Source organism: Streptomyces sp. bgisy130 (genome assembly GCF_057708345.1).
In genome coordinates, this window is record NZ_JBYISA010000003.1 from 1 (window position 1) to 21875 (window position 21875).

A 21875-nucleotide genomic window follows, 5' to 3' on the forward strand; every position below is an offset into this window, starting at 1 on the left:
CCCCCCCCCCCCCCCCTCCGGCCCGTCCCCTCCCGTTGGGGGAGTGAGTGACGGTGGGTGGGGGCGCGCCACCCATGCCCATGCCCGTGGCCGTGGCCGTGGCCGTGGCCGTGGCCGTGGCCGTGGCCATGGCGTGTGATCGACAAGGCGCACCGGACCACTTACGGGTCCACCCACATCGGTTTTCCCATCCCTCAACGGGAGGGGACGGGTCGGAGCGGGTGGGGGTTTCCGGACGTAAAGCGAAGCAGTCCGGAAACCCCCACCCGCGGAGGCCCGTCACCGCACCCCGACAGCCCCGCGCAGCGGACCCGGCCCGCCGCAGGCGCAACGGCGGGGAAGCCACAAACGTCGGCCGAGGCCAAGCGCAGCGGACCGGCAACGGCGAGCAACACCCACGGCGGGACGGCCGAAAACGTGGGAGGCCGTCCACATCGTGGGACGGCCGCGCCAAAAAATTCGCCACTTTCCGCCGCGTCGGCGAACCCCGTCGCGAGGGCCCCGCCCGGGCCCGGGCCAAGACGCCCCGGCCCCGTTAAATGGGGGCCGGTCGGCGTCGCGGGCGCCAGCAAGTGGTTGCGTCGGATGGTCAACGACGGCACCCGTTGACCACTCGAAGTGATCGGCGGAATACAAAAAGCTGCAAAAGTCGCCTCGGGTCCGCAACCCAGGTGAGCTATTCTGCTGGGCAAGAAGGATCCGGGCAGCGTTGCCCCCGGGTCCTTTTGTGCTTTCAACCGCCTGTTGCGCGGTGGGAAGGACCGTACGAAGCAGTGCCGCAGACTCCCCCGGCCAGGGCCGGGAGGTGCCCCCCGTCGCAGGGACCGAGGAGGAACCAGACGTCATGGGCGAGCGAAGCAGGCAGGACCGCACGCAACCGAGGACACAGCACCCCGAGAACCGGGTAGGTGGTCGGACGTGAGTTCACTTCTGCTGCTGACCAACGCACTCCAGCCGTCGACGGAGGTGCTCCCGGCGCTCGGCCTGCTGCTGCACAGCGTGCGGGTGGCTCCCGCCGAGGGCCCGGCCCTGATCGACACCCCGGGGGCCGACGTCATACTGATCGACGGCCGCCGCGACCTGCCGCATGTGCGGTCCCTGTGCCAGCTGCTGCGGTCCACCGGGCCGGGCTGTCCGCTGGTCCTGGTGGTGACGGAGGGCGGGCTCGCCGCCGTCACCGCGGACTGGGGCGTCGACGATGTCCTGCTGGACACCGCGGGCCCGGCCGAGGTCGAGGCGCGGCTGCGGCTGGCGATGGGCCGCCAGCAGATCACCACCGACGACAGCCCGATGGAGATCCGCAACGGTGATCTCTCGGTGGACGAGGCGACGTACAGCGCGAAGCTGAAGGGGCGGGTCCTGGACCTGACCTTCAAGGAGTTCGAGCTGCTGAAGTATCTGGCGCAGCACCCCGGCCGGGTCTTCACCCGTGCCCAGCTGCTCCAGGAGGTCTGGGGCTACGACTACTTCGGCGGTACGCGGACGGTCGACGTCCACGTCCGGCGGCTGCGCGCCAAGCTCGGGCCCGAGCACGAGTCGCTGATCGGTACGGTCCGTAACGTCGGCTACCGCTTCGTGACGCCGGAGAAGGTGGAGCGGGCGGCGGAGGCCAAGGCCAAGGAGGACGCGGCGAAGGCGGCGCAGTCCGGCCGTGGTGGGGCGCCGTCCGAGGGCCGCGGTACCGGGGAGGGTGACGGCTCCGGGAAGGCGGTCACCGCGGGCGCGGACTCCGGGACCGTACGACCTGCCCGCCGGTAGCACCACCCGCGTAGACTGCCGCGCGTGGCCAAGGTGACGCGGGATGATGTGGCAAGACTGGCGGGTACGTCCACCGCCGTTGTCAGCTACGTCATCAACAACGGACCAAGGCCGGTCGCCCCGGCCACGCGCGAGCGGGTACTCGCCGCCATCAAGGAGCTCGGCTACCGGCCGGACCGCGTCGCCCAGGCGATGGCGTCCCGCCGTACCGATCTCATAGGTCTGATCGTGCCGGACACCCGGCAGCCGTTCTTCGCGGAGATGGCGCACGCGGTCGAGCAGGCCGCCGCCGAGCGCGGAAAGATGGTGCTGGTCGGGAACGCCAACTATCTCGACGAGCGCGAGGTGCACTATCTGCGCGCGTTCCTCGGGATGCGGGTGTCCGGGCTGATCCTGATCAGCCAGGGGCCCAGTGAGCATGCCGCCGCCGAGATCGATGCGTGGGATGCGCGGGTGGTGCTGCTGCACCGGCGGCCGGACGCCATCGACGATGTCGCGGTGATGACGGACGACGTGTGGGGCGCGCAGCTGGCGACCCGGCATCTGCTGGAGCACGGCCATCCGTATGTCGCCTTCCTGGGCGGTACGGAGGAGACCCCGAAGTCCGGCGACCCGGTCACCGACCATGTCGAGGGCTGGCGGCGGGCCATGCTGGAGTCCGGGCGGTCGCCGGAGGGCTACTACTTCCAGTCCCCGTACAACCGCTATGACGCCTACCAGGTCGCGCTGAAGCTGCTGGCCGGTCCGGAGCGGCCGCCGGCCATCATGTGCGCGACGGACGACCAGGCCATCGGGGTGCTGCGGGCGGCCCGCGAGCTGCGTATCGATGTGCCCGGCGAGCTGGCGGTCGCGGGCTTCGACGATGTGAAGGAAGCCGCGCTGACCGATCCGCCGCTGACCACGGTCGCCTCGGACCGGGAGGCGATGGCGCGGGCGGCGGTGGATCTGGTGCTGGACGACGGGCTGCGGGTGGTCGGCTCCCGGCGGGAGCGGCTGCGGCAGTTCCCGTCGCGGCTGGTGGTCCGGCGCTCCTGCGGCTGCGGCGGCTGAGCGAGCCGGGTACGCGCCGCTGATCCGGCCGTCCTTATACCGGGCATACCCACTTCTGTCGGGTCTCTCAGGACGTTCTCAGGCAGCTCTCATGCTGCAGTCGCAGAGTCATCACCATGACCGAGAGCTACCGCCGAAGCGGCGATGAGATGCCACAGCAGCGGCCGTACGCGTACGGCGACGACGAGCAGGGCCACGGCCAGGATCAGGGCCGTGGCCAGGAATTTGGCCGGCGCCAGGATCATGGCCAGAGCCCGGATTACGGCCAGAGCCGGGATTACGGCCAAGGCTACGGCCGTGAGACGTACGGGGGGACCGCGGCGGGTGGCCCGGGGGCCTCGTACGCCGGGTTCGGTGAGCAGGCGGTTCCGCCGCAGCCTTCGTACGCACCCGAGCCGCGGCGGCGGGCCCGGCGGCCGGTCGCGCTGATCGCGGCGGTGGCGCTGGCCTCGGGTCTCATCGGGGGTGGCAGCGCGGCGCTGATCGCCGGCGCCACCAACAAGGCGACGCAGAACACCTCCTCCACCCCGCTCGTCAACGCGGGCAAGACCAGTGGCAGCGGGGTCTCGGCGGTGGCCAAGGCGGTCAGCCCGGCGATCGTGGAGATCAAGGCGCGGACCGCCGCCGGCGAGTCCACCGGCTCCGGGGTGGTCATCACCAGCAGCGGCGAGATCGTCACCAACAACCATGTGCTGGCCGGCGCGGACTCGGTCAGCGTCACCTTCAGCGACGGCAGCCGGAAGAGGGCCGACGTCGTCGGCACCGACCCCGACAAGGACCTGGCGCTGGTCAAGGTGCGCGGCGCCAAGAACCTCACCGCGGCCTCGCTCGGCGACTCCAGCAAGCTCACGGTCGGCGACCAGGTGGTGGCGATCGGCTCGCCCGAGGGTCTCACCGGGTCCGTGACCAGCGGCATAGTCTCCGCCCTCGACCGGGATGTCACCGTCCCCAAGGAGGAGGGACAGGGGCAGGGGCAGGGGCAGCAGGGTGGTCGCGGCGGCTGGCCGTTCGAGTTCGGCGGGAATCAGTACAACGGCGACACCGGCTCGTCGAAGACCTCGTACAAGGCCATCCAGACCGACGCCTCGCTCAACCCCGGCAACTCCGGTGGCGCCCTGATCAATATGCAGGGGCAGATCATCGGCATCAACTCCGCGATGTACTCACCGAGTTCGGCATCGAGCAGCAGCGCGGGCAGCGTCGGCCTCGGCTTCGCCATACCGATCAACACCGTCAAGGACGATCTCGACACCCTGCGCGGTGGCGGAAGCAGCGGCGTCTGACCACCTGCCCCGCCGCCCTGCCCCCGCCCGGCACGAGAGGCTGCGTCCCCCTCTCGGATCGCCCGTCGTCGTGCAAGGCTGAGCATCAGCCGTCCGCACACCCGAGGTCCGAGGTAACCACGCACATGAGCCCCGCCGAGCACGGTGATCATCCCGCCCGCATCCTGATCGTCGACGATGAGCCCGCGGTCCGTGAGGCCCTCCAGCGCTCGCTGGTCTTCGAGGGGTATGTGACCGAGCAGGCGGTCGACGGTCTGGACGCGGTCGAGAAGGTCGCCGCCTACGACCCGGAACTGATCGTGCTGGATGTCCTGATGCCCCGGATGGACGGGCTGACCGCCGCCCGCCGGCTGCGGGCGAGTGGGGTGACGGTGCCGATCCTGATGCTGACCGCCCGGGACACCGTCGGCGACCGGGTCACGGGGCTGGACGCCGGCGCCGACGACTACCTCGTCAAGCCCTTCGAGCTGGACGAGCTGCTCGCCCGGATCCGCGCCCTGCTCCGCCGCAGCTCGTACGCGGCGGCGGCCGGTGCCCCGCCCGAGGCGGGCGAGGTGCTGAGCTTCGCCGACCTGCGGATGGACCTGGCGACCCGCGAGGTGACCCGGGGCAGCAGGCAGGTCGAGCTGACCCGTACGGAATTCACCCTGCTGGAGATGTTCCTCGCCCATCCGCGGCAGGTGCTCACCCGTGAGCAGATCCTGAAGGCCGTATGGGGCTTCGACTTCGAGCCCACCTCCAACTCCCTCGATGTGTATGTGATGTATCTGCGCCGCAAGACGGAAGCGGGCGGCGAGCCGCGGCTGGTGCACACCGTGCGGGGGGTCGGCTACGTCCTGCGGACGGACGGCGGGGTGGAATGAGCACGGCGACCACATACGGGGGAGCGGCGGCGGTCGGTGCGCACAGTCGGCTCGGCGCCTGGATGGCGCGGCTGCCGCTGCGCCAGCGGCTGACCCTGCTGACCGCGGCCGCGGTGGCGGTGGCGGTGGCGGTCTCCGCGCTGGCCTGCTGGCTGCTCGCCCGCGCCCAGCTGCGCGACGAGGTGGACAGCTCGCTCCAGAACGTCAGCGTCCCCGCGGACTATCTCCAGCTGACCTACGCCAAATGCCAGCCCACCGACCCGACCGAGAGCAAGAACGCCCCGCCCTCCTACTACAACGTCCAGATCGTCCAGGTCGACGGCTCACGCTGCATCGGCCCCAACTCCCAGCCGGTCCAGGTCCAGCGCGCGGATGTCGCGGTGGCGCAGGGCCTGGCGCGGGACACCCTGCATGACGCGGTCACCACCGGCGGCGCGGACGTCCGGGTGCTGACCAAGCACATCGGTGTCCAGGGCGTGCAGTTCGCGGTGTCCATCTCGCGTCCGCTGACCGAGGTCGACAGTGCGCTGAACCGCCTGGCGCTGCTGCTGATCGCCGTCGCGGGGCTGGGCGTCGTCGGCGCGGGCACCGCCGGTCTGGTCATCGCGCGCTCCGGCCTCAAGCCGGTGGACCGGCTGGCCGACGCGGTCGAACAGGTCGCCCGTACCGAGGACTTGACCATCCGCATCCCGGCCGAGGGCGAGGACGAGATCGCCCGGCTCTCCCGCTCCTTCAACTCCATGACCGCGGCGCTGGCCGCCTCCCGCGATCTCCAGCAGCAGCTGATCGCCGACGCGGGCCATGAGCTGCGGACGCCGCTGACCTCGCTGCGTACCAATATCGATCTGCTGGTGCGCAGCGAGCGGTCCGGCCGGCCGATCCCGCCCGCCGACAAGGAGGCACTGCTGGTCTCGGTGAAGGCGCAGATGGGGGAGCTGGCGGAGCTGATCGGCGATCTCCAGGAGCTGTCGCGGCCGCCGGCGCCGGGCCAGAGCGCCGTCGCCGTGGTGGCGCTGCACGAGATCGTCGGCGCGGCGCTGGAGCGGGCCCGGCTGCGCGGCCCGTCGCTGACCATCGCGGCGGACCTGGACCCCTGGTTCGTCCGGGCCGAGCCGGCCCCGCTGGAGCGGGCGGTGGTGAACCTGCTGGACAACGCGGTGAAGTTCAGCCCGCCCGGCGGGACCGTCGAGGTGCGGCTGACCGGCGGCGAGCTGACCGTACGCGATCACGGCCCCGGAATTCCGCAGGACGAACTCCCGCATGTCTTCGAGCGGTTCTGGCGCTCGCCGTCCGCCCGCAGCCTGCCGGGCAGTGGCCTGGGGCTGTCGATCGTGGCGCGTACGGCGGAGCAGGCGGGCGGTGCGGTGCGGCTGCGGTCCGCGGACGTCGGCGGCACCGAGGCGGTGCTGACCCTGCCGGGCGCCGCGACCCCGCCGCCCGGGATGCCGGGGCCGACGGGCACCCGGTAGCCGGCCCGCCGAATGCCGAGGGGCCGCGGCAGCGGAACCGCCCCCTACGGCGCCCGCCACCGCGGCCCCTGTGCGGCCGCTGCTCCGGCTACTTCTTCGGCTGCTTCTTCGCTGCGTCCCCGAACGGCAGCTCCGACCCCGTGATGTCGGCGCGGATGCCGTCCTCCTCGACGGAGATGTTGCGCAGCCGCACGTTCCCGGGCGTCTTGGGAAGCTGGAAGGACAGCGAGAGCTGGTCCGCGAGCTGCGGCTTGGTGAGCCCGGTCAGCGCGCCGAGGATCTTCGGGTCGATGCCGACCTTCTCCAGCAGCCACGGGTGGTCGGCCACCACATCGACCAGATTGACCTTCATCAGCTTCTGGACGAAGCGCGGCGACCCGGTCAGCTCGTGCAGCTTCTCCTCGTTGCGCAGCGCCTCCTGGATGTACGGCTTGGGAATGCCGATCCGGTCCGCGATCGCCGGGATGCTCAGCATCGACTTGACCTTGGCGGCCTGCCGGCTGAGCTCGGCGGCGGTCTTGCGGGTCAGCCGCAGGCCCTCCTCCTTGCCGGTGCCGGGGCGGTAGACGGCGATATCGCCGATGTCCAAGCGCATCCGGCTGATGTCGGTGGAGACCCCGCGGTCCCCGGCCCGCCGGATGCGCGCCTCGGCCCGTACGCGCAATTCATGGCCGGCGATCGGCAGTTGACCGACCGCGCGCACCGCGTTCGGCCCCCGTTCGCTGAACTTCACCTGCGAGGCCCCCAGCTCGCGGTTCATGTCGTCGAAGGCGAGCAGCACGCTGCCGTTCATGGTGCCGATCGTGGCGCCCTTGATGGAGCTGGGCAGATCGCCGTCGATGCGTACGTCATTCGCGGTGGCCTCGAATTTCGCCAGCGAAACCCGGTCGGCGGCCAGGTCGGGAATCGTGACTTTCACCTGGTCGACATGCTTGTCCATGACCTGGGTGAGGAACGGGAATCCCTTGATGTCGACCTCGGGAGTGGCGTTCAGATGCAGCGCGCTCTTCACCTTTTTCGCCGCCGCGTTCTGGACGTACAGCACCGCGAACCGGTCGAAGAGCGTCAGGAATGCCACCCCGACCAAAGCGGTGACCAGCAGTTTCAAGGTGATCGACATGGCGGCGAACTTGCTGAGACCGCGCTTCTTGCGACGGCTGCGGCCGCGGCTGCGGGTGCCGGTGCCGTTGCGGCGGCGGTGGTTCGGCGGCTTCCATGTCTCGCCGGTCTCCTCGTCCGAGCGCAGTCCGAGGCCCAGCGGGTCGTCGCTGTCGTCGCGCTCGTTGAGGTAGGTGCGCCGCCGCGGGGTGCCGTCGGCGTCGAACGAGCCGAATTCCGGCTCGGGTTCCGGCTCCGGCTCGGGGTCGGCGAGGGCCGCCAGGTCCGCGTAGGGATTGATCGCGTCGAGCTTTCTGGTGTCGCCGGTGGGGTCGTCCTGGGCGCCGGGCGCGGGGTAATCCGAGGAGTGCGGCGCGGCGGGCGTGGGCGAGGGTGAAGATATGCGTGTGGGGGTTCGCATCCGCTCATCTCACCACGAGCGGGACCCTCGAACGCAAGTCGTACCGGAAGTAAGTCGGATAGATGAAGGTTGTCCCGCCGGTCTTGGCAAAAAATTGCCGTGCGGAGACAGCGACTTGAACTACCGTCAGCTCTTTATGTGACCCGGGCGACAGTGCGCGGCTTGTCCGCGTCCATTGATCCATACCTGGACTCTCCGCGCCATTGTCCGGCTCCTTTTCCTTCCTCGCATTGAGCTCATTCACCCGACGAACGGAAGGCTGACGTCAGCCATGAAGTCGCAGGAAGCTGCCCCCATGATCGTTGTGACCGGCGCAACAGGCAACATCGGCCGCGTACTTGTCACCCGGCTCCTCGCGGAGGGCGCCGCGGTCCGCGCGCTGACCCTCCCCCGTGCCTAAAGGGCACGGGAGGTACCCCCACCCCGGCGCGCGCCGGGCTGCCCGCCGGGGCCGAGACCGTCCGCGCCGACCTCACCGGCGCGGATGCCCTCGAACCGCTGCTGGCCGGTGCCGAGGCGCTGTTCCTCAATCTCGCGGCCGGCGGCGACCACGCCGCGGTGGCGCTGACCGAGGCCGCCGTCCGGGCCGGTGTCCGCCGGATCGTCCTCAACTCCTCGATGGCGGTGACCGATACGCCGGACGACGACGCGCACCACATCGCCCGCCTGCACGCCGGTCCGGAGCGCGCGGTGCGGGACTCCGGCCTGGAGTGGACCTTTGTCCGCGGCGGCAACTACGCCACCAACGCGCTCGCCTGGGCCCCGGCGATCCGCACGTCCGGCGTGGTCCGCGACGCGCACCCGGACGCCCGCGGCGTCCCCGTCCACGAGGCCGACCTCGCCGATGTCGCGGCCGCCGCCCTGCTGGACCGCACCGGCGCGCACCTCGGCCAGGCGTATCCCGTCACCGGCCCGGCGGAGCTGACCGTGGCTCAGCAGGTCGCCGAGATCGGCCGGGCCACCGGCAAGGAGACCCGGGTCGAGCAGATCTCCGAGGAGGCGGCGGCCGAGGCGATGGCCGGGCCGCACTTCCCCAAGGAGGCCGCGCTGGAACTGGTCCGGATGTTCGGCCGCACGGTCGAGGCGCCGGCCTTCCCCGTCTCGGACGCCGTCGAGCGGATCACCGGCCGCCCGGCCCGGACGTTCGCCCAGTGGGCGAGGGATCACGCCGCCGACTTCTCCTGACCGGACGGGCCGCCGGTGCCCCCGGCGGCCCCGAGGCTCCGGTGGTGGAGCACGGCCAGCGGCAGCAACAGCACCGCGCCCACGAAGAAGTACGTATTGATGGCCATCTCGGTCCAGAACTCCCCGGACGACGGATCGGCCGGCTGCTCCGCCAGCCCCAGCAGCCCGTAGGGGGTGAGCCCGATGGCCGTGGTGACGTTCTCGACCAGCCCCGGCACACCCCGTACGACCAGCAGCACCGCCCCGAACCAGAGCGGCAGCAGCACCATCCAGGGCGGGAGCCGGCGGCCCCACGGCCGTACGGTCGCGAGCGCGAGGACCGCCCCGGCCGCCGACATCGCGGTGATCAGCCCGTCGTAGGCGAGAAACCCCCACACCGGGACGCGGCCCCCGCCGCCCATCGCCGACCGGTAATCGATCCCCATCCACAGATGCCAGACGAACGACACCACCAGCCACCCGAAGGCCGCATACGCCCAGAACACCGGCCGCCCGCACACCGTTTGCGCCCCCGACGCGCCACGCCCCGCCCCACTCACAGAAGTCCTCATGCCCGCCACGCTACGAACGCCCCGCCCCAACGGCGTCCTCCCACGGACCGGCCCCCTTCCCCCACCAGGCGGAGCCCCCAGTCCCCCTAGGGGACCCCAAGGCCCCCCGGACTTAACTAAATTCCTTTGCCGCGGCCGGGCTCCCCGCCCTACCGTCCGCGCATGCTGCCTCGCGTGGACACGGAAGACGAGTGGGACGCGATCGTCCCCGACGAAACGGTGATGCGGCCGGGCGTCGCCGCGCTCTGCACCCGGCTCGGTCTCCGAGCCGATCCCCTCACCCGCTACTCAGCGGGCTCCCTGCCCGTCTACGCCGTCGGGAACCGCTATGTCCTCAAGCTCTTCCCCGCCGCCTCGGCCGACGAGGGCATGACCGAGGCCCACGTCCTCACCCACCTCCAGGGCCAACTCCCCGTCCCCACCCCGTACGTCCACGACGCCGGTACGTACGAGAACGGCTGGCGCTACGTCCTGATGTCCCGCCTGCGCGGCACCGACCTGGCCGTCACCTGGCCCCGCATACCCCGCGCCGACCAGGACCGGATCGCCACCGAAGCCGGCGAGACCCTGGCCGCCCTGCACGCCCTGGACCCCGCACCGCTCGCCGGAATCCTCGGCCCCGGCAACTGGGACGACTTCCGCACCCGGCAGCGCACCACCGCGGTCGACCGCCAGCGCGCCCACGGCCTCCCCGGCCCCTGGCTGGAACAGCTCCCCGACTTCCTCGCCGCCGCGCCGCCCTCCGCCCCCGGGCCCGACGTCCTCCTCCACACCGAGTTCATGCGCCAGCACCTGACCGTCGACGCCCACGACGACTGGCGCCTGACCGGCCTCCTCGACTTCGAACCCGCGATGCTCGGCCGCCCCGCCTACGACTTCGTCGCCGTCGGCCTCTACGTCTCCCGCGCCGACCCCCGCCTCCTGTCCCGCATCTTCCGCGCCTACGGCGAAACCTTCACCCCCACCGACCTCCTCACCCACACCCTCCTCCACGTCCACAGCAACCTCCCCCGCTACCTCCGCGAACTCCCCGCCCCACCGGAGCCGACCTTGGAGTCGCTGGCGGAGACGTGGTTCGGGGTGGGGTGAGGCGGGGCGGGAGCAGCGAGCCCTGCGCAGTGGTTGGCGGACTTCGGCACTGTTCGGCCCGTCGGATCGCTGCTCAGGGCCGAGCCCCGTCAGGGAGGGGCTTGAGGCCCCGGGTTCGGGCGCAATGCCTGTGCACGCGGATGGTGTTGCCGGCGAGCGTCCGCAAGGGGCTGCGGGAGAGGACGACACGCACACCGTCCTCGGGCCACAGGGGTTTGGGACACAGTTCGCAGCGCTGCGCGGGCGGCCCGAGGTGCACGAGGGTGCAGACCGCGAGATCTTCCACGAGCCACTCATCAGCGATGTAGCCGCCCTCCCATCCACCCGGGTACACCCAGTGGGTGCCGGGCCCGTCGGTGAGGCCGATTCCAGGTACCCCGAACTCTTCGATGCTGGTGAGGACTTTGACGTAACGGGAGATGCGAGCCCAGGGCCATGGACGACGGCTGACGGCGCCGCGCGGGAGCAGCCAGCACACCGTGTCGTCATCCGGGTCGACGATGTGTGAAACGGGAGTCGTCCCCAGGGCGAGCATTGCTGTGCCGATGATGCCGGGGGCCTCGATTACGTCCAGGATCTCGCCGATCCGCATGGGCACCACTCGCGCCCCCACGGGTGGGCTCCATGGTCCTTGTGGCGTTCCCTGGTTCCGCACGGCCGTGACCTTCGGCAGGCTCGCCTTTGACCGGTTCGTCACTGCTGCTGCCCTTGGTGGTCGATGAGCCATTGGCAGTCTTTGGCGAGCTGCTGCACTTGGACGTGCGCCGAGAGCACCCCCGCCCCCAACCCCTGTCCGACCTGACGCTCGATGCCGTCCAGACGGGAAATCTGCTGGTGCCATGCGGCACCACCGTGCCAGAGCTTGTCGACAGCCGCCTTGGCGGCCGGCAACAACCGGTGGATGTGGCCGCAGAGTTCGGCCTCCAGCTCGGTCAGCTCGGCATGGCGCAGCGGCACACTGCTCTGACCTCGTGCGCGGCTGATCACATGCCGTACTGGCTCGAGGTCGAGGGGAACCCTTCGGGCATGGCTCGTTGCAGTTGCCTCGCCTGCCGACTCCAGCTGCTGCGGCTTCGCGGTGGGGCCCTCAGTTGCCGACCGCTCTTCCGTGCTGGAATCCGGCGGCAGTTGGCAGCTGTCCGGAGCAGGTTCGAAAGGGCCGGAGCGCGGCGGGAGTGGGGTGCCGACGCTCGGGGTCGGCCACATAGGTGGAGTGCTGACGTTTCGTGACGGCATGGCTTCAGCTAACTGCCGTCGCTCGTTTGGGTCGGGAGCCCACAAGGGGGCCAATTGGGGGGCCAGTATGGAGGCCAGTTACAGCTGTGCTTGGGAGTCGCCATGGACGACGGGTTAGGTATCGGGGAGCTGCTCGTTCGGTTGCGCCATGCTCGCGGATCGGTGACGCAGGCGAAGATCGCAGCGGAGTACAACGAAGTCGAGGGCAGTTCGGTGCCCACGATGACGGGCAAGGAAATCGGCAGGTACGAGCGCGAGGTGCGTCTGCCCTCCGAGAGGACACGCGGCTTCTTGGCGCGCGTGTTCGGTGTCGACTCGGCGATGCTGGACCAGGCCCACGCTGTCAGTCGGCGGCGCAAGGCAGATGAGCGCGGGAAGGCGGCCCCGTCAGACTCAACAGCTGTCATGGCCACTGCTCGGCGAGCGGCCCTGCCTCCGTCGTCCTGTGAGCTTGCCGCGGATGCAGCCCGGTCGGCGAGGTTCGCGCGGTTGATCGCCTTGACGAACTCGGATGCGTCTACGGTCGAGCAGCTCGACGCGGATGTTGCCCGGCTCGCTCGGCACTTCGTCAGCCGTCCGCTGAAAGAGTTGTACGCCGAGATTCGAGAGCTGCGTGATGAGACGTTTGAACTGCTGCGGGGTCGGCAACGGCCACAGCAGACGTCCGACCTGTTGGTGACCGCGAGCAGGCTGTGCGGCCTGTCGGCGCACGTCTGCCTCGACGCCGGCGACTACGACTCAGCCGGCAGTCATGCGCGTACTGCCTGGTCCTGCGCGGAGGCTGCCGGACACCACGAGATGCAAGCCTGGGTCAGGTCGGTTGAGTCGCTCATTGCCTTTTGGAACGGCAACCCGCAGCGAGCCGCGGACCTCGCCCGGCATGGTCAGCGCTACTCGGCCTCCGGGAGCGTGGGTGTTCGGCTCGCGAGCCTTGAGGCGAGGGCTCTCGCCGTCGCCGGCGATGCTCAAGGCGCCGTCGCGGCGCTGATGACGGCCGAGCAGGCCAGGGACGCGATGCAGGGGCCGGACGTGATGCCCGGCGTTTTCAGCTTCCCGCCTGCCAAGCAATTTACGTACGCCGGAACCACGCACTTGGCCATTGGCGGGCCCGGCCATGTGCAGCAGGCGATCGACTGTGCTGGGACGGCAGTTGACCTGTATGGCATGGCCGCAGCCGAGGACCGCTCGACGTTCGACCTGCTCGCCGCCAATCTCGACCTTGCCCGGGGGCACTTGCTCGCGGGGGAAGCCGACGCGACCGAGGTGCTGCTCGGCGCTGTTCTGGATTCCGGGCCGGGGCAGCTTTCCGCCAGCATCCTTAACCGGCTTGGGGCTTTGGCCGGTGAGCTGGGAGCCGCGCAGTACCGTGGATCACCAGGGATCGCCCATCTGCGCGAACGCATCGTGAACGCCGCTATGCCCGCGGCACTGTCTGCCGCTGACTCATCGGAGCCGCTGACGTGACCGACCTTTCCGCCGAGCACGACGCCGCCGTGACCGATCGCGCAATCCTTACTGGTAGTGCCTACAACACCGGGCGCGACCTTGCCGCCCGACAGTCGCTCTATCAGTGGCAAAATCCGCGCTATGACCTGCCGGGAATCGTCGTCGAGCGGCTTCAGGAGACGCGGGGCACGGTCGTCGACGTGGGATGCGGCAACGGCAAGTTCATCGAGCGCCTGCGGCGGGAACGACCCGAATTGCGGCTGCTCGGCCTCGATGTCTCGCTCGGCATTCTCGCCGGAGTGCCGCGCCCAGTGGCTGTTGCGGACGCCGTGCAGCTCCCCTTGGCATCGAATAGCGTCGAGGGTGCGCTCGCCCTTCACATGCTCTACCACGTCGGGGACATTCCGACGGCTGTCAGGGAACTCGCCCGAGTCGTCAAGCCGGGCGGAGTCATGATTGCGTCCACCAACAGCACCCGCGACAAAGCGGAACTCGATCATCTGTGGGAGCGCTCTGCGGGCGACGTGCTCGGCGTGGACAAGGGGCCGGCCAGGATTTCCCTCAGCGCCCGCTTCTCCTTGGAACAGGCATCAGGTCTGCTCGGCGCCGCGTTCGACAAGGTCGAGAAGATCGAGCTACCGGGGACCATCGCCGTGCGCAGTCCCGAGCCGGTAGTTGCTCATATGAACTCCTACCGCGCCTGGGCCGATCAACATGCAGTCCCGTTCGACGAGACGGTCGCGCGAGCCCGGGAGATCGTGTCCGAGCACATTGAGAGACATGGCGCGTTCGAGATCGGGTGTCTTGGCGGAATGCTCGTCTGCACTCGGTGAGGGCCCACCGAGGCGTGCGCAACGCGGGGGCTACACATCGGCAGCGCCGGCAAAGATCGTGCGTGATTTCGATGAACGTCTCTATGGGGTCTTCCTCTGACCACGACGAAAGGTGCGCTGTTGTGAAGGTCGGGCTCACGGGGCATCGCGGGCTGTCGGCTGCGGTCGAGAAGCTCGTCAGGGCGAGTCTTGAGGCCGAGGTGACGAAGTACGAACCGATGGAGCTGTGCGGTGTCTCGTGCGTCGCAGACGGGCCCGACTCGTGGTTCGCCGAGTCCGTGCTCGTCGTCGGCGGCCGGATCGAGGTGGTGATTCCCGCGGATCGGTACCGAGACGGCTTGCCGTCCGAGCATCACGCCACCTACGACGCGCTGCTACGACAGGCCGTGGAAGTCCACCACACGGGCATGGACCAATCGACCTCACAGGCGCATATGGCGGGGAGCGAGATCCTGATGGGGCTGGTCGACCGGCTGATCGCCGTGTGGGACGGGAAGGCGGCGCGTGGCTTCGGCGGGACCGCCGACGTGGTCGCTTACGCACGGCGCACCGGGGTGCCGGTGGACATCGTCTGGCCCGACGGGGCAGAGCGTGATTAGCACTGCCGCCCCGGCCCACTCCGCGAGGCCCGGGACCGTATCCGCGAGTTGCCGGCGAAGTAGGGAGACACGGAGAGAATGGCCACCATCGCCGTCACCGGGCACATGGACCTCACGGAGAGCACCGTGCCTCTGGCGGAGGAGGCGCTGCGGGACCTATTGCGCGAATACCGCGCAGGCGAGTTGACCGGGGTCACCTGCCTGGCACGCGGCTCCGACACGCTGTTTGCCGAGAGGGTCGTCGCGGCAGGCGGACGTCTGGTCGTCGTGCTGCCCTCGCGGGACTACCGGCAGGTGAAGGTCAAACCCGATCATGCCCCTGTCTTTGACCGGTTGGTCGCTGCTGCTGAGGTGGTGACCATGCCGTACGACGCGGCGAGCCGGGAAGCGTACGAAGCGGCCAATGGCGAGCTGCTGAAGCGGGCCGACCGGCTCGTGGCGCGGAGGGCCGTGCGGGGTGAGAGGGTCCCGCCCCCCACACCAACGTCCCCGCCCCGGTAGGTAGCCGGAGCGGGGGCGCGGTGTTTATCGGGACGGAGCCGGGCGCCGCCCCCTGGCCGAGGGGCGCCGCTTGTCTGCCGCGTCCTACTTCACGACCGTGATCCGGTCAGCCTTCGGCGGTGTGAGGGGCTTGTCCGCCGAGGAGTGGGCCGTGAGGTAGGCGGTGAAGGCGTCGAGGTCGGAGGGGCCGACGTGCTTGTTCTTGGCGTTCTTGAAGGCGGGGAAGCCGTCGCCGCCGCCGGCCAGGAACTCGTTCATGGCGACGCGGTAGGTCTTGGCCGGGTCGAGGGGCTCGCCGTTCAGCTTCACCGAGTCCTTGACGATGCGGTCGGCGCCCGTCTTGGTCATGTCCAGGGTGTAGGTCAGGCCCTGAGAGACCTGGAGGATCTTCGGGGAGGCCGCGTTGGGGCCGCTGACCTGCTGCTGGAGGCCGGTGAGGAGCTGGGCGCCGGTGAGGTCGATGACGTTCATCATGTTGGTGAACGGCTGGACGGTGAACGCCTCCCCGTAGGTGACGACCCCGTCGCCCTCCGAGCCGGATGCCTTGAAGGCGAGGTCGGAGCGGATGCCGCCCGGGTTCATCAGGGCGAGCTGGGCGCCGCCCTTGCCGTCCGCCTTGGTGGCTTCGAGCTGGGCGTCGGAGATGACATCGCCGAGCGGTGACTCGGGGGCGTTGGCGCCGCGGCCCGCGATATCGGCGGAGATATGGCCGACGGGGCGGCCGGCGACCGGCGCGGCCAGCTTGTTCCAGCGGGCGATCAGCGAGGTCATGTCCGCGGCCTTGGGCTGCGTGCGGTCGACGACGTGGTTGGCCGCGTGGGGCGCCTTGACGGTGGTCCGCACGATGTCGTGGGTGCGGCGGTCGTAGGTGAGCGTGGTGTCGGTGTAGAGCTTGCCGTACGACGCGGCGGAGGTGACGGTGCGCGGCCGGCCGGACGGGTCCGGGATGGTGCAGGCGTACGCCTGGTGGGTGTGGCCGGTGACCAGCGCGTCGACCTTCGGGGTGACGTGCTGGGCGATCTCGGTGATCGGACCGGAGATGCCGTCGCCCGGGCCGGGGCTGTCGCAGTTGTAGTTGTACGAGGTGGAGGCGGGCATGCCGCCCTCGTGGATGAGCGCGACGATCGACTTCACGCCCTGCTTGTTCAGCACCTTGGCGTACTTGTTGATGGTCTCGACCTCGTCATGGAACTTCAGCCCCTTGATGCCCTCGGCGTTGACGATGTCCGGGGTGCCCTCCAGCGTCACCCCGATGAAGCCGATCTTGACGCCCTTGCGCTTCCAGACGGAGTACGGCTTGAGCAGCGGCTTGCCGGTCTTCTCGTCCGTGACATTGGCGGTGAGGTACGGGAAGCCGGCGCCCCGGAACTTCTTGCCGTCCTCGTAGCAGCCGTCCTTCGGGTGACAGCCGCCCTTTTGAAGGCGTGTCAGTTCCGTGCGGCCCTCGTCGAATTCATGGTTGCCGACGGAGGTGACATCGAGGCCCAGCTTGTTCATCGCCTCGACGGTCGGCTCGTCGTGGAACAGCCCGGACAGCAGCGGGCTGGCCCCGACCAGGTCACCGGCCGCGGCGGTCACCGAGTAGGGATGACCCTTACGGGCCGTCCTCAGCGACTGCGCGAGGTACTCGGCACCGCCCGCCGGAACGCTCTTCTTGCTGCCGTCCGCCTGGAGCTCCTCGACCGTGCCGGAGGAGCCCTGCGGCGGTTCCAGGTTGCCGTGGAAGTCGTTGAAGGAAAGCAGCTGAACGTCGACGGTGCGGCCGGTGCGGCCGGTGCGGGCGTCGCGGCCGGTGTCGGCGCCGGCCGGCAGCGCGCCGGCGGCGATTCCTGCGGCGGCCAGTACGGCGGCGCCGATCGTCAATCTTCGTACGGCGCGGCGCCGTTGCGGTGTCGCGGGCATGGGGGTCCCCTCCTGGATGTTCCTGAGCGGACGGCAGCTTAAGGTCCACGCGCGTAGCGCAACAGGGGGGCGCGGGTGACGAGCTGGTTGCGGGGGAGCGGACCGAGTGCGGGTGGTACCCCGCCGGGGGCCCGGGGGAGTCGTACGCTTCACACATGAATGACGCTGCACAGGAGATGGGCCGGGCCGGCCGCAGGATCCAGGTGGTAGACGAGCCGGCGCCGGAAGCGGCCGCGGCCGTCCTCGAGCTGATCGAGCGGGCCGCGCGGACGGACGGACAGCCCGCCGTGTCCGAGCAGGGGCGGCTCCAGCTGCGCGGGGGCCGGCGCGCCGGCGTGCGCCATGTGCTGGTGTACACGCGCGGCGACGAGGGTGAGGAGCTGGTCGCCTACGGGCAGCTGGAGGACACCGACCCCGTGGAGGCACCGGCCGCCGAACTGGTGGTCCACCCGGGGCACCGGGGCCGCGGGCACGGCCGGGCGCTGGGCGGCGAGCTGCTGGAGCAGTCCGGGCGCCGGCTGCGGGTCTGGGCACACGGCGGGCATCCGGCGGCCCGGCACCTCGCCCAGACCCTGGGGCTGACGATGTTCCGGGAGCTGCGGCAGATGCGGCGCCGGCTGGCGGATCTGGAGCTGCCGGAGCCGGTGCTGCCGGAGGGTGTGTCCGTACGGACCTTCCAGCCGGGCACCGATGACGCGGCCTGGCTGGAGGTGAACGCGGAGGCGTTCGCGCACCATCCGGAGCAGGGTTCGCTGATCCAGCGCGATCTGGACGACCGCAAGGCCGAGGCGTGGTTCGACCCCAAGGGCTTCTTCCTGGCGGAGAAGGAAGGGCGGCTGGTCGGCTTCCACTGGACCAAGGTGCACGCCGACGAGGGCCTGGGCGAGGTCTATGTGCTGGGCGTGCGGCCGGGCGCCCAGGGCGGCGGCCTGGGCAAGGCGCTGACCTCGATCGGGCTGCGCCATCTCGCCGGCCAGGGGCTGCCCACGGCGATGCTGTACGTGGACGCGGACAACAAGGCGGCGGTGACCGTGTACGAGCGGATGGGGTTCGCGACGCACGAGACGGATCTGATGTATCGGTCGGAGACCTGAGACCTGAGACCTGAGTCCGAGACGGGGACCGGGACTGAGGCCGGGACGGAGACCGGGCGCCGGACGAGTGTGCCGCGGCGGGGCGGGCCCCTAAGGGCCCGCCCCGTTTCGTCATCGCTGCCGGGCGGGCTCCTCCTACCGCGCCTCCTGCCGGGCGCGCCCCTCCTACTGGCCGCGCCCCTCCTGCAGGGCCCGCCACTCGCGCGCCAGCATCGCGTAGATGACCTCGTCGCTCCACTCCCCGTCGAGGAACGCGTTCTCCCGCAGCCGGCCCTCCCGGCGCATGCCCAGCCGTTCGAGCAGCCGGGCCGAGGCGGTGTTGCGGCCGTCCAACTCGGCCTGGATGCGGTGCAGTCGCAGCTCCTCGAAGCCCAGCTTCAGCAGCGCCCGGCTCGCCTCGGTGGCGTAGCCGTGGCCGGCGTGGCCGGGGTGGAAGACATAGCCGATGCGGCCCTGGCGGCTGCTCTTCCAGAGGAAGGTGACATCGCTGACCAGGGTGCCGCTGTCGCGGACGACGACGGCGAGCTGGAGGCCGTCGCCGGACTCGCGCAGCGTGGTGCGGGTGGACCTGGAGGCGACGAAGTCCCGGGACGCGGCCTCGTCGAAGGGGCCCGAGTAGAGGTAGCGGCTGACCTCGGGGCGGAACCGGTAGGCGTGCACCGCTTCGAAGTCGTCGAGGGCGATGGGGCGCAGATCCAGGCGCTCGGTGCGTATCGGGTAGTCGGGGGTGTACGGCGGCGGCGCTGTCGCGGGTGCGGAAAAGGTGGCCACCTGGGCAGCGTAAGGAGCTGAGGTTGACAGGTGCAGCCCATTTCCCCCACCCTTTCACTACTTAATTAGTGGAATGGCTTAGGGGGCGGGATGCGGCCGATGGGCATGGACCAGGTGACCGGCCGGACCTCGGGGCGTACTGCCATCGAGGCGGTCGGCCTCGGCAAGCGGTACCGCCGCCGCTGGGCGCTGCGCGACTGCACCTTCCGGCTGCCGGCCGGCCGTATCTGCGCGCTGGTGGGGCCCAACGGCGCCGGGAAGAGCACCCTGCTCTCGCTGGTCTCCGGGCTGATCCGCCCCCGCGAAGGCTCCGTACGGGTCTGGGGCGAGGCCCCGTCCGGTGCCTTGGCCCGCCCCCGGGTCGCCCACCTCACCCAGGGCAAACCCCTCTACCCGCGGCTGACGGTCGCCGAGACCCTGCGGCTGGGCCGTGCGCTCAACCCCGGCCGCTGGAGCGGGCAATGCGCCGAACGGATCGTCCGGGACGGCCACCTCTCCCTCGACGCCCGGGTCGGCACCCTCTCCGGCGGGCAGCGCACCCGTCTCGCCCTCGCCCTCGCCTTCGCCAGGAGCCCCGAACTCCTGCTGCTCGACGAGCCGTTGGCCGGTCTCGACCCGCTGGCCCGGCACCGGATCACCGCACTGCTGCTGGCCCAGGCCGCCGAGCAGGGCACCACCGTCGTGCTGTCGTCGGACCTGCTCGCCGAGCTCGACGGGGTCTGTGACTATCTGCTGGTGCTGGGTGGCGGCCGGGTGCGGCTCGCGGGCGAGGTCGATGACGTCATCGGGGCGCACGCCCTGGTGATGGGGCAGCGCCCGGGTGCCGCGCTGCCGCCCGAGATCGCCGCGCATCCGGTCGTCGAGGCACAGCTGTCGGGGCGTCACTTCACCGCGGTCGTACGGCGCGAGGGCCCCGTGGCGGCCGGGCCCTGGGAGGTCGCGGAGCCGTCCCTGGAGGAGCTGCTGCTCGCCTATCTGCGGGCGCCCGGCGCACCCGACCTGATCGCACCGAGCGCGGAACCGGTCTCGGTGCCCGGGCGCCGCCGGCCCGGCAACAAGCCCGGTATCCCCGGCCTGCCGCGCAACGGGCCGCCCGGCCCGGCAGGCATGCGGGGCGCCTGGCAGTACCCGCCGGACAGCGCACCACGCACACGGCACATCCATCACAGCGGCAAGGGAGCGGCGGCATGACCACCACAGCACACCTCGGGGAGAACGGCGCCGGACCCGCCACGGGCGATCCGGACGCGACCCGGGAGGCGGGCGCCCGTGGACGGCTGGGCGGTCTCGTCTGGCTGGTCCGGCGGCAGCACCGGCTGTTCTTCGGCGTGCTGCTCGCCGCCGTGGCCGCCGGCATCGTCTGGTGCGTGGTGCTGCGCAGCCGGGCGGCCGCGTTCATCGACGCCCACCATCTCGACGGCTGCTCGATGATCTCCCTGGTCCCGCGCTGCGACGGCACCCAGGACGCGGTCATCGCCTTCCGCAGCACCTACGGCCGGCCGCTGGAACTCGCCGAGGCGGGGCTGCTGTTGCTGCCCGTACTGATCGGCGTGTTCCTCGGCGCGCCGCTGATCGCCCGCGAGCTGGAGGCCGGCACCCACAAGCTCGTACTGACCCAGTCGGTCGGCCCGCTGCGCTGGCTGGCGGCGAAGATTGCGCTGCCCGCGCTGGTCGTGCTGACCGCCACCACGGCGCTCTCGGCGGCGTTCGCCTGGATGTGGCAGGTCGTCGGCGACGAGGTCTCCGGCTCCTACTGGTACTCGACCCTCGGCTTCGCCGCTCTCGGCCCGGTGCCGGTCACCCATTCCCTGCTGGCCCTGGCGATCGGGGTGCTGGCCGGGCTGCTGCTGCGCCGTACGGTGCTGACGATGGGGGTGACGCTGGGCGCCATGGTCGTGGTCCAGGTCGCGCTCCAGCAGCTCAGGCGGTACCTGCTGCCGGCCGGGACCACCGAGTTCGCGCCCAAGGAGTCGGCCCAGCTGCCGGACAACGCCTGGCTCGTGAGCCAGGGGTACTACACCCGCTCCGGCGCCCATCTGCCTGACACCGTCTGTGAGTCCGCGGGCAACTACGAGGGCTGTCTGCGGTCGCACCAGGTGGTCGGCCAGTACATGGACCACCACCCGGCGTCGCACCACTGGCCGCTGGCGTGGATCGAGAGCGGCATCGTGCTCGCCCTGACGGCCGTACTGACCGTGATCGCTTTCCGGGTGATGCGCCGCGAACAAGGCTGAGGCGCCGCCGCGGAATTCCGGCGGGTTCTCCGCCCGGAACTCCGGGAGCTTCCGGGATTTCCCCTCCCGCCCCGATCGCCGTGGCATTTCGTGCCACGGGAATTCCGGCTCGGGCGTGGAAAGGGCGGGAGGGGGACGGGGGGCGGGGTGAGCCGGGGGCCGTCCCTGCGGACCGGCGGACTGGCGGACGGCCGGGACCGGCGGACCGGCGGGGCCCCGGCCCCGGTGCGAGGCACCGCCCGGCGGGCCCGGCCGCCGCCGGCGCCCCACCGGAATGCCGGGAATTGCAGAATCCCGCCGCATCCCACCGCCTCCCGCATCTCCCCTCCCCCCCCCGTGACCGCATTCCCCCGTCATTCCCCACCCGCATTCCGCAAGATCACCACCCCCGCAATTCCTTGATCGGAAAGCCGGCGCATTTCTCCCCGCTCTCCGCGCGTGTTACAAAGGCAGCGCAGGGGAAAGACAAGGGACGCGGCCCGCCGATCGGCC

21 protein-coding genes are annotated in these 21875 nt (G+C 70.7%); 15 read left to right on the forward strand and 6 right to left on the reverse strand.

The genetic code is table 11. The features are described from left to right. The first annotated feature begins 918 nt into the window (after window positions 1-918). From AC3EUV_RS05185 to AC3EUV_RS05205, 5 genes are all read left to right on the forward strand, one after another. Window positions 919-1758: a response regulator transcription factor gene (locus AC3EUV_RS05185; RefSeq protein WP_432146706.1), complete on the forward strand. Its 840-nt coding sequence runs from the start codon at window positions 919-921 to the stop codon at window positions 1756-1758. Window positions 1759-1782: 24 nt separating this feature from the next. Continuing rightward, window positions 1783-2808, forward strand: a complete 1026-nt coding sequence (locus AC3EUV_RS05190) for a LacI family DNA-binding transcriptional regulator (protein ID WP_026169660.1) — start codon at window positions 1783-1785, stop codon at window positions 2806-2808. Window positions 2809-2924: 116 nt separating this feature from the next. Further along, window positions 2925-4091: a S1C family serine protease gene (locus AC3EUV_RS05195; RefSeq protein ID WP_432146707.1), complete on the forward strand. Its 1167-nt coding sequence runs from the start codon at window positions 2925-2927 to the stop codon at window positions 4089-4091. Window positions 4092-4216: 125 nt separating this feature from the next. Continuing rightward, a complete protein-coding gene (locus tag AC3EUV_RS05200) occupies window positions 4217-4954 on the forward strand; it encodes a response regulator transcription factor (RefSeq protein ID WP_432146708.1) in 738 nt (245 codons plus the stop codon). Beyond that, entirely contained in the window at window positions 4951-6423 is a 1473-nt protein-coding gene (locus tag AC3EUV_RS05205; protein ID WP_432146709.1) for a HAMP domain-containing sensor histidine kinase, read from the forward strand. The genes AC3EUV_RS05200 and AC3EUV_RS05205 overlap by 4 nt, the downstream gene beginning before the upstream one ends. 88 nt (window positions 6424-6511) lie before the next feature. Here AC3EUV_RS05205 and AC3EUV_RS05210 read toward each other — a convergent pair whose 3' ends face one another. Next, on the reverse strand, window positions 6512-7942 hold the full coding sequence (locus tag AC3EUV_RS05210; protein WP_432146710.1) for an LmeA family phospholipid-binding protein: 1431 nt from the start codon (window positions 7940-7942) through the stop codon (window positions 6512-6514). A gap of 295 nt (window positions 7943-8237) precedes the next feature. Between AC3EUV_RS05210 and AC3EUV_RS05215 the strand changes: the two genes are divergently transcribed. Then, window positions 8238-8342 carry an NAD-dependent epimerase/dehydratase family protein gene (locus tag AC3EUV_RS05215; RefSeq protein ID WP_432146729.1) on the forward strand — a complete coding sequence of 35 codons (105 nt, stop codon included), beginning with the start codon at window positions 8238-8240 and terminating at the stop codon, window positions 8340-8342. A gap of 101 nt (window positions 8343-8443) precedes the next feature. Then, window positions 8444-9127, forward strand: a complete 684-nt coding sequence (locus AC3EUV_RS05220; RefSeq protein WP_432146730.1) for an NAD(P)H-binding protein — start codon at window positions 8444-8446, stop codon at window positions 9125-9127. On the opposite strand, the gene AC3EUV_RS05225 is transcribed toward AC3EUV_RS05220, so the two are convergent. Beyond that, complete coding sequence (locus AC3EUV_RS05225) at window positions 9106-9678, reverse strand: DUF3995 domain-containing protein (protein WP_432146711.1); 573 nt, start codon at window positions 9676-9678, stop codon at window positions 9106-9108. The genes AC3EUV_RS05220 and AC3EUV_RS05225 overlap by 22 nt on opposite strands. Before the next feature lie 162 nt (window positions 9679-9840). On the opposite strand from AC3EUV_RS05225, the gene AC3EUV_RS05230 reads away from it, so the two are divergent. Further along, window positions 9841-10767, forward strand: coding sequence for an aminoglycoside phosphotransferase family protein (locus AC3EUV_RS05230; RefSeq protein WP_435602280.1), 927 nt, complete (start codon window positions 9841-9843; stop codon window positions 10765-10767). Between the two features lie 73 nt (window positions 10768-10840). Here the strand turns inward: AC3EUV_RS05230 and AC3EUV_RS05235 are convergent, their stop codons facing one another. Both AC3EUV_RS05235 and AC3EUV_RS05240 read right to left on the reverse strand, forming a co-directional pair. Continuing rightward, window positions 10841-11380, reverse strand: a complete 540-nt coding sequence (locus AC3EUV_RS05235) for a hypothetical protein (RefSeq protein ID WP_432146713.1) — start codon at window positions 11378-11380, stop codon at window positions 10841-10843. Between the two features lie 80 nt (window positions 11381-11460). Next, window positions 11461-11754: a DUF6415 family natural product biosynthesis protein gene (locus AC3EUV_RS05240; RefSeq protein ID WP_432146714.1), complete on the reverse strand. Its 294-nt coding sequence runs from the start codon at window positions 11752-11754 to the stop codon at window positions 11461-11463. Between the two features lie 351 nt (window positions 11755-12105). Between AC3EUV_RS05240 and AC3EUV_RS05245 the strand changes: the two genes are divergently transcribed. From AC3EUV_RS05245 to AC3EUV_RS05260, 4 genes are all read left to right on the forward strand, one after another. Further along, complete coding sequence (locus AC3EUV_RS05245; RefSeq protein WP_435602281.1) at window positions 12106-13467, forward strand: NsdA family TPR-like regulatory protein; 1362 nt, start codon at window positions 12106-12108, stop codon at window positions 13465-13467. Then, window positions 13464-14282, forward strand: a complete 819-nt coding sequence (locus AC3EUV_RS05250) for a class I SAM-dependent methyltransferase (protein ID WP_432146716.1) — start codon at window positions 13464-13466, stop codon at window positions 14280-14282. The genes AC3EUV_RS05245 and AC3EUV_RS05250 overlap by 4 nt, the downstream gene beginning before the upstream one ends. 122 nt (window positions 14283-14404) lie before the next feature. Further along, entirely contained in the window at window positions 14405-14881 is a 477-nt protein-coding gene (locus tag AC3EUV_RS05255; protein WP_435602282.1) for a hypothetical protein, read from the forward strand. 78 nt (window positions 14882-14959) lie between these two features. Then, window positions 14960-15382 carry a hypothetical protein gene (locus AC3EUV_RS05260; protein ID WP_432146718.1) on the forward strand — a complete coding sequence of 141 codons (423 nt, stop codon included), beginning with the start codon at window positions 14960-14962 and terminating at the stop codon, window positions 15380-15382. Window positions 15383-15466: 84 nt separating this feature from the next. On the opposite strand, the gene AC3EUV_RS05265 is transcribed toward AC3EUV_RS05260, so the two are convergent. Beyond that, window positions 15467-17284, reverse strand: a complete 1818-nt coding sequence (locus AC3EUV_RS05265) for a bifunctional metallophosphatase/5'-nucleotidase (protein WP_435602283.1) — start codon at window positions 17282-17284, stop codon at window positions 15467-15469. 176 nt (window positions 17285-17460) lie between these two features. Here AC3EUV_RS05265 and mshD point away from each other — a divergent pair, with 176 nt between their 5' ends. Beyond that, window positions 17461-18378 carry a mycothiol synthase gene (gene mshD / locus AC3EUV_RS05270; RefSeq protein ID WP_432146731.1) on the forward strand — a complete coding sequence of 306 codons (918 nt, stop codon included), beginning with the start codon at window positions 17461-17463 and terminating at the stop codon, window positions 18376-18378. Window positions 18379-18543: 165 nt separating this feature from the next. Here mshD and AC3EUV_RS05275 read toward each other — a convergent pair whose 3' ends face one another. After that, the gene (locus tag AC3EUV_RS05275; protein ID WP_435602284.1) at window positions 18544-19149 is read right to left on the reverse strand and encodes a GNAT family N-acetyltransferase; all 606 of its coding nucleotides are present in this window, start codon (window positions 19147-19149) and stop codon (window positions 18544-18546) included. 105 nt (window positions 19150-19254) lie between these two features. Between AC3EUV_RS05275 and AC3EUV_RS05280 the strand changes: the two genes are divergently transcribed. Both AC3EUV_RS05280 and AC3EUV_RS05285 read left to right on the forward strand, forming a co-directional pair. Next, the gene (locus AC3EUV_RS05280) at window positions 19255-20340 is read left to right on the forward strand and encodes an ABC transporter ATP-binding protein (RefSeq protein WP_488187935.1); all 1086 of its coding nucleotides are present in this window, start codon (window positions 19255-19257) and stop codon (window positions 20338-20340) included. After that, window positions 20337-21383, forward strand: a complete 1047-nt coding sequence (locus AC3EUV_RS05285) for an ABC transporter permease (protein ID WP_432146721.1) — start codon at window positions 20337-20339, stop codon at window positions 21381-21383. Before AC3EUV_RS05280 ends, AC3EUV_RS05285 begins: the two co-directional genes overlap by 4 nt. Window positions 21384-21875 lie beyond the last annotated feature (492 nt).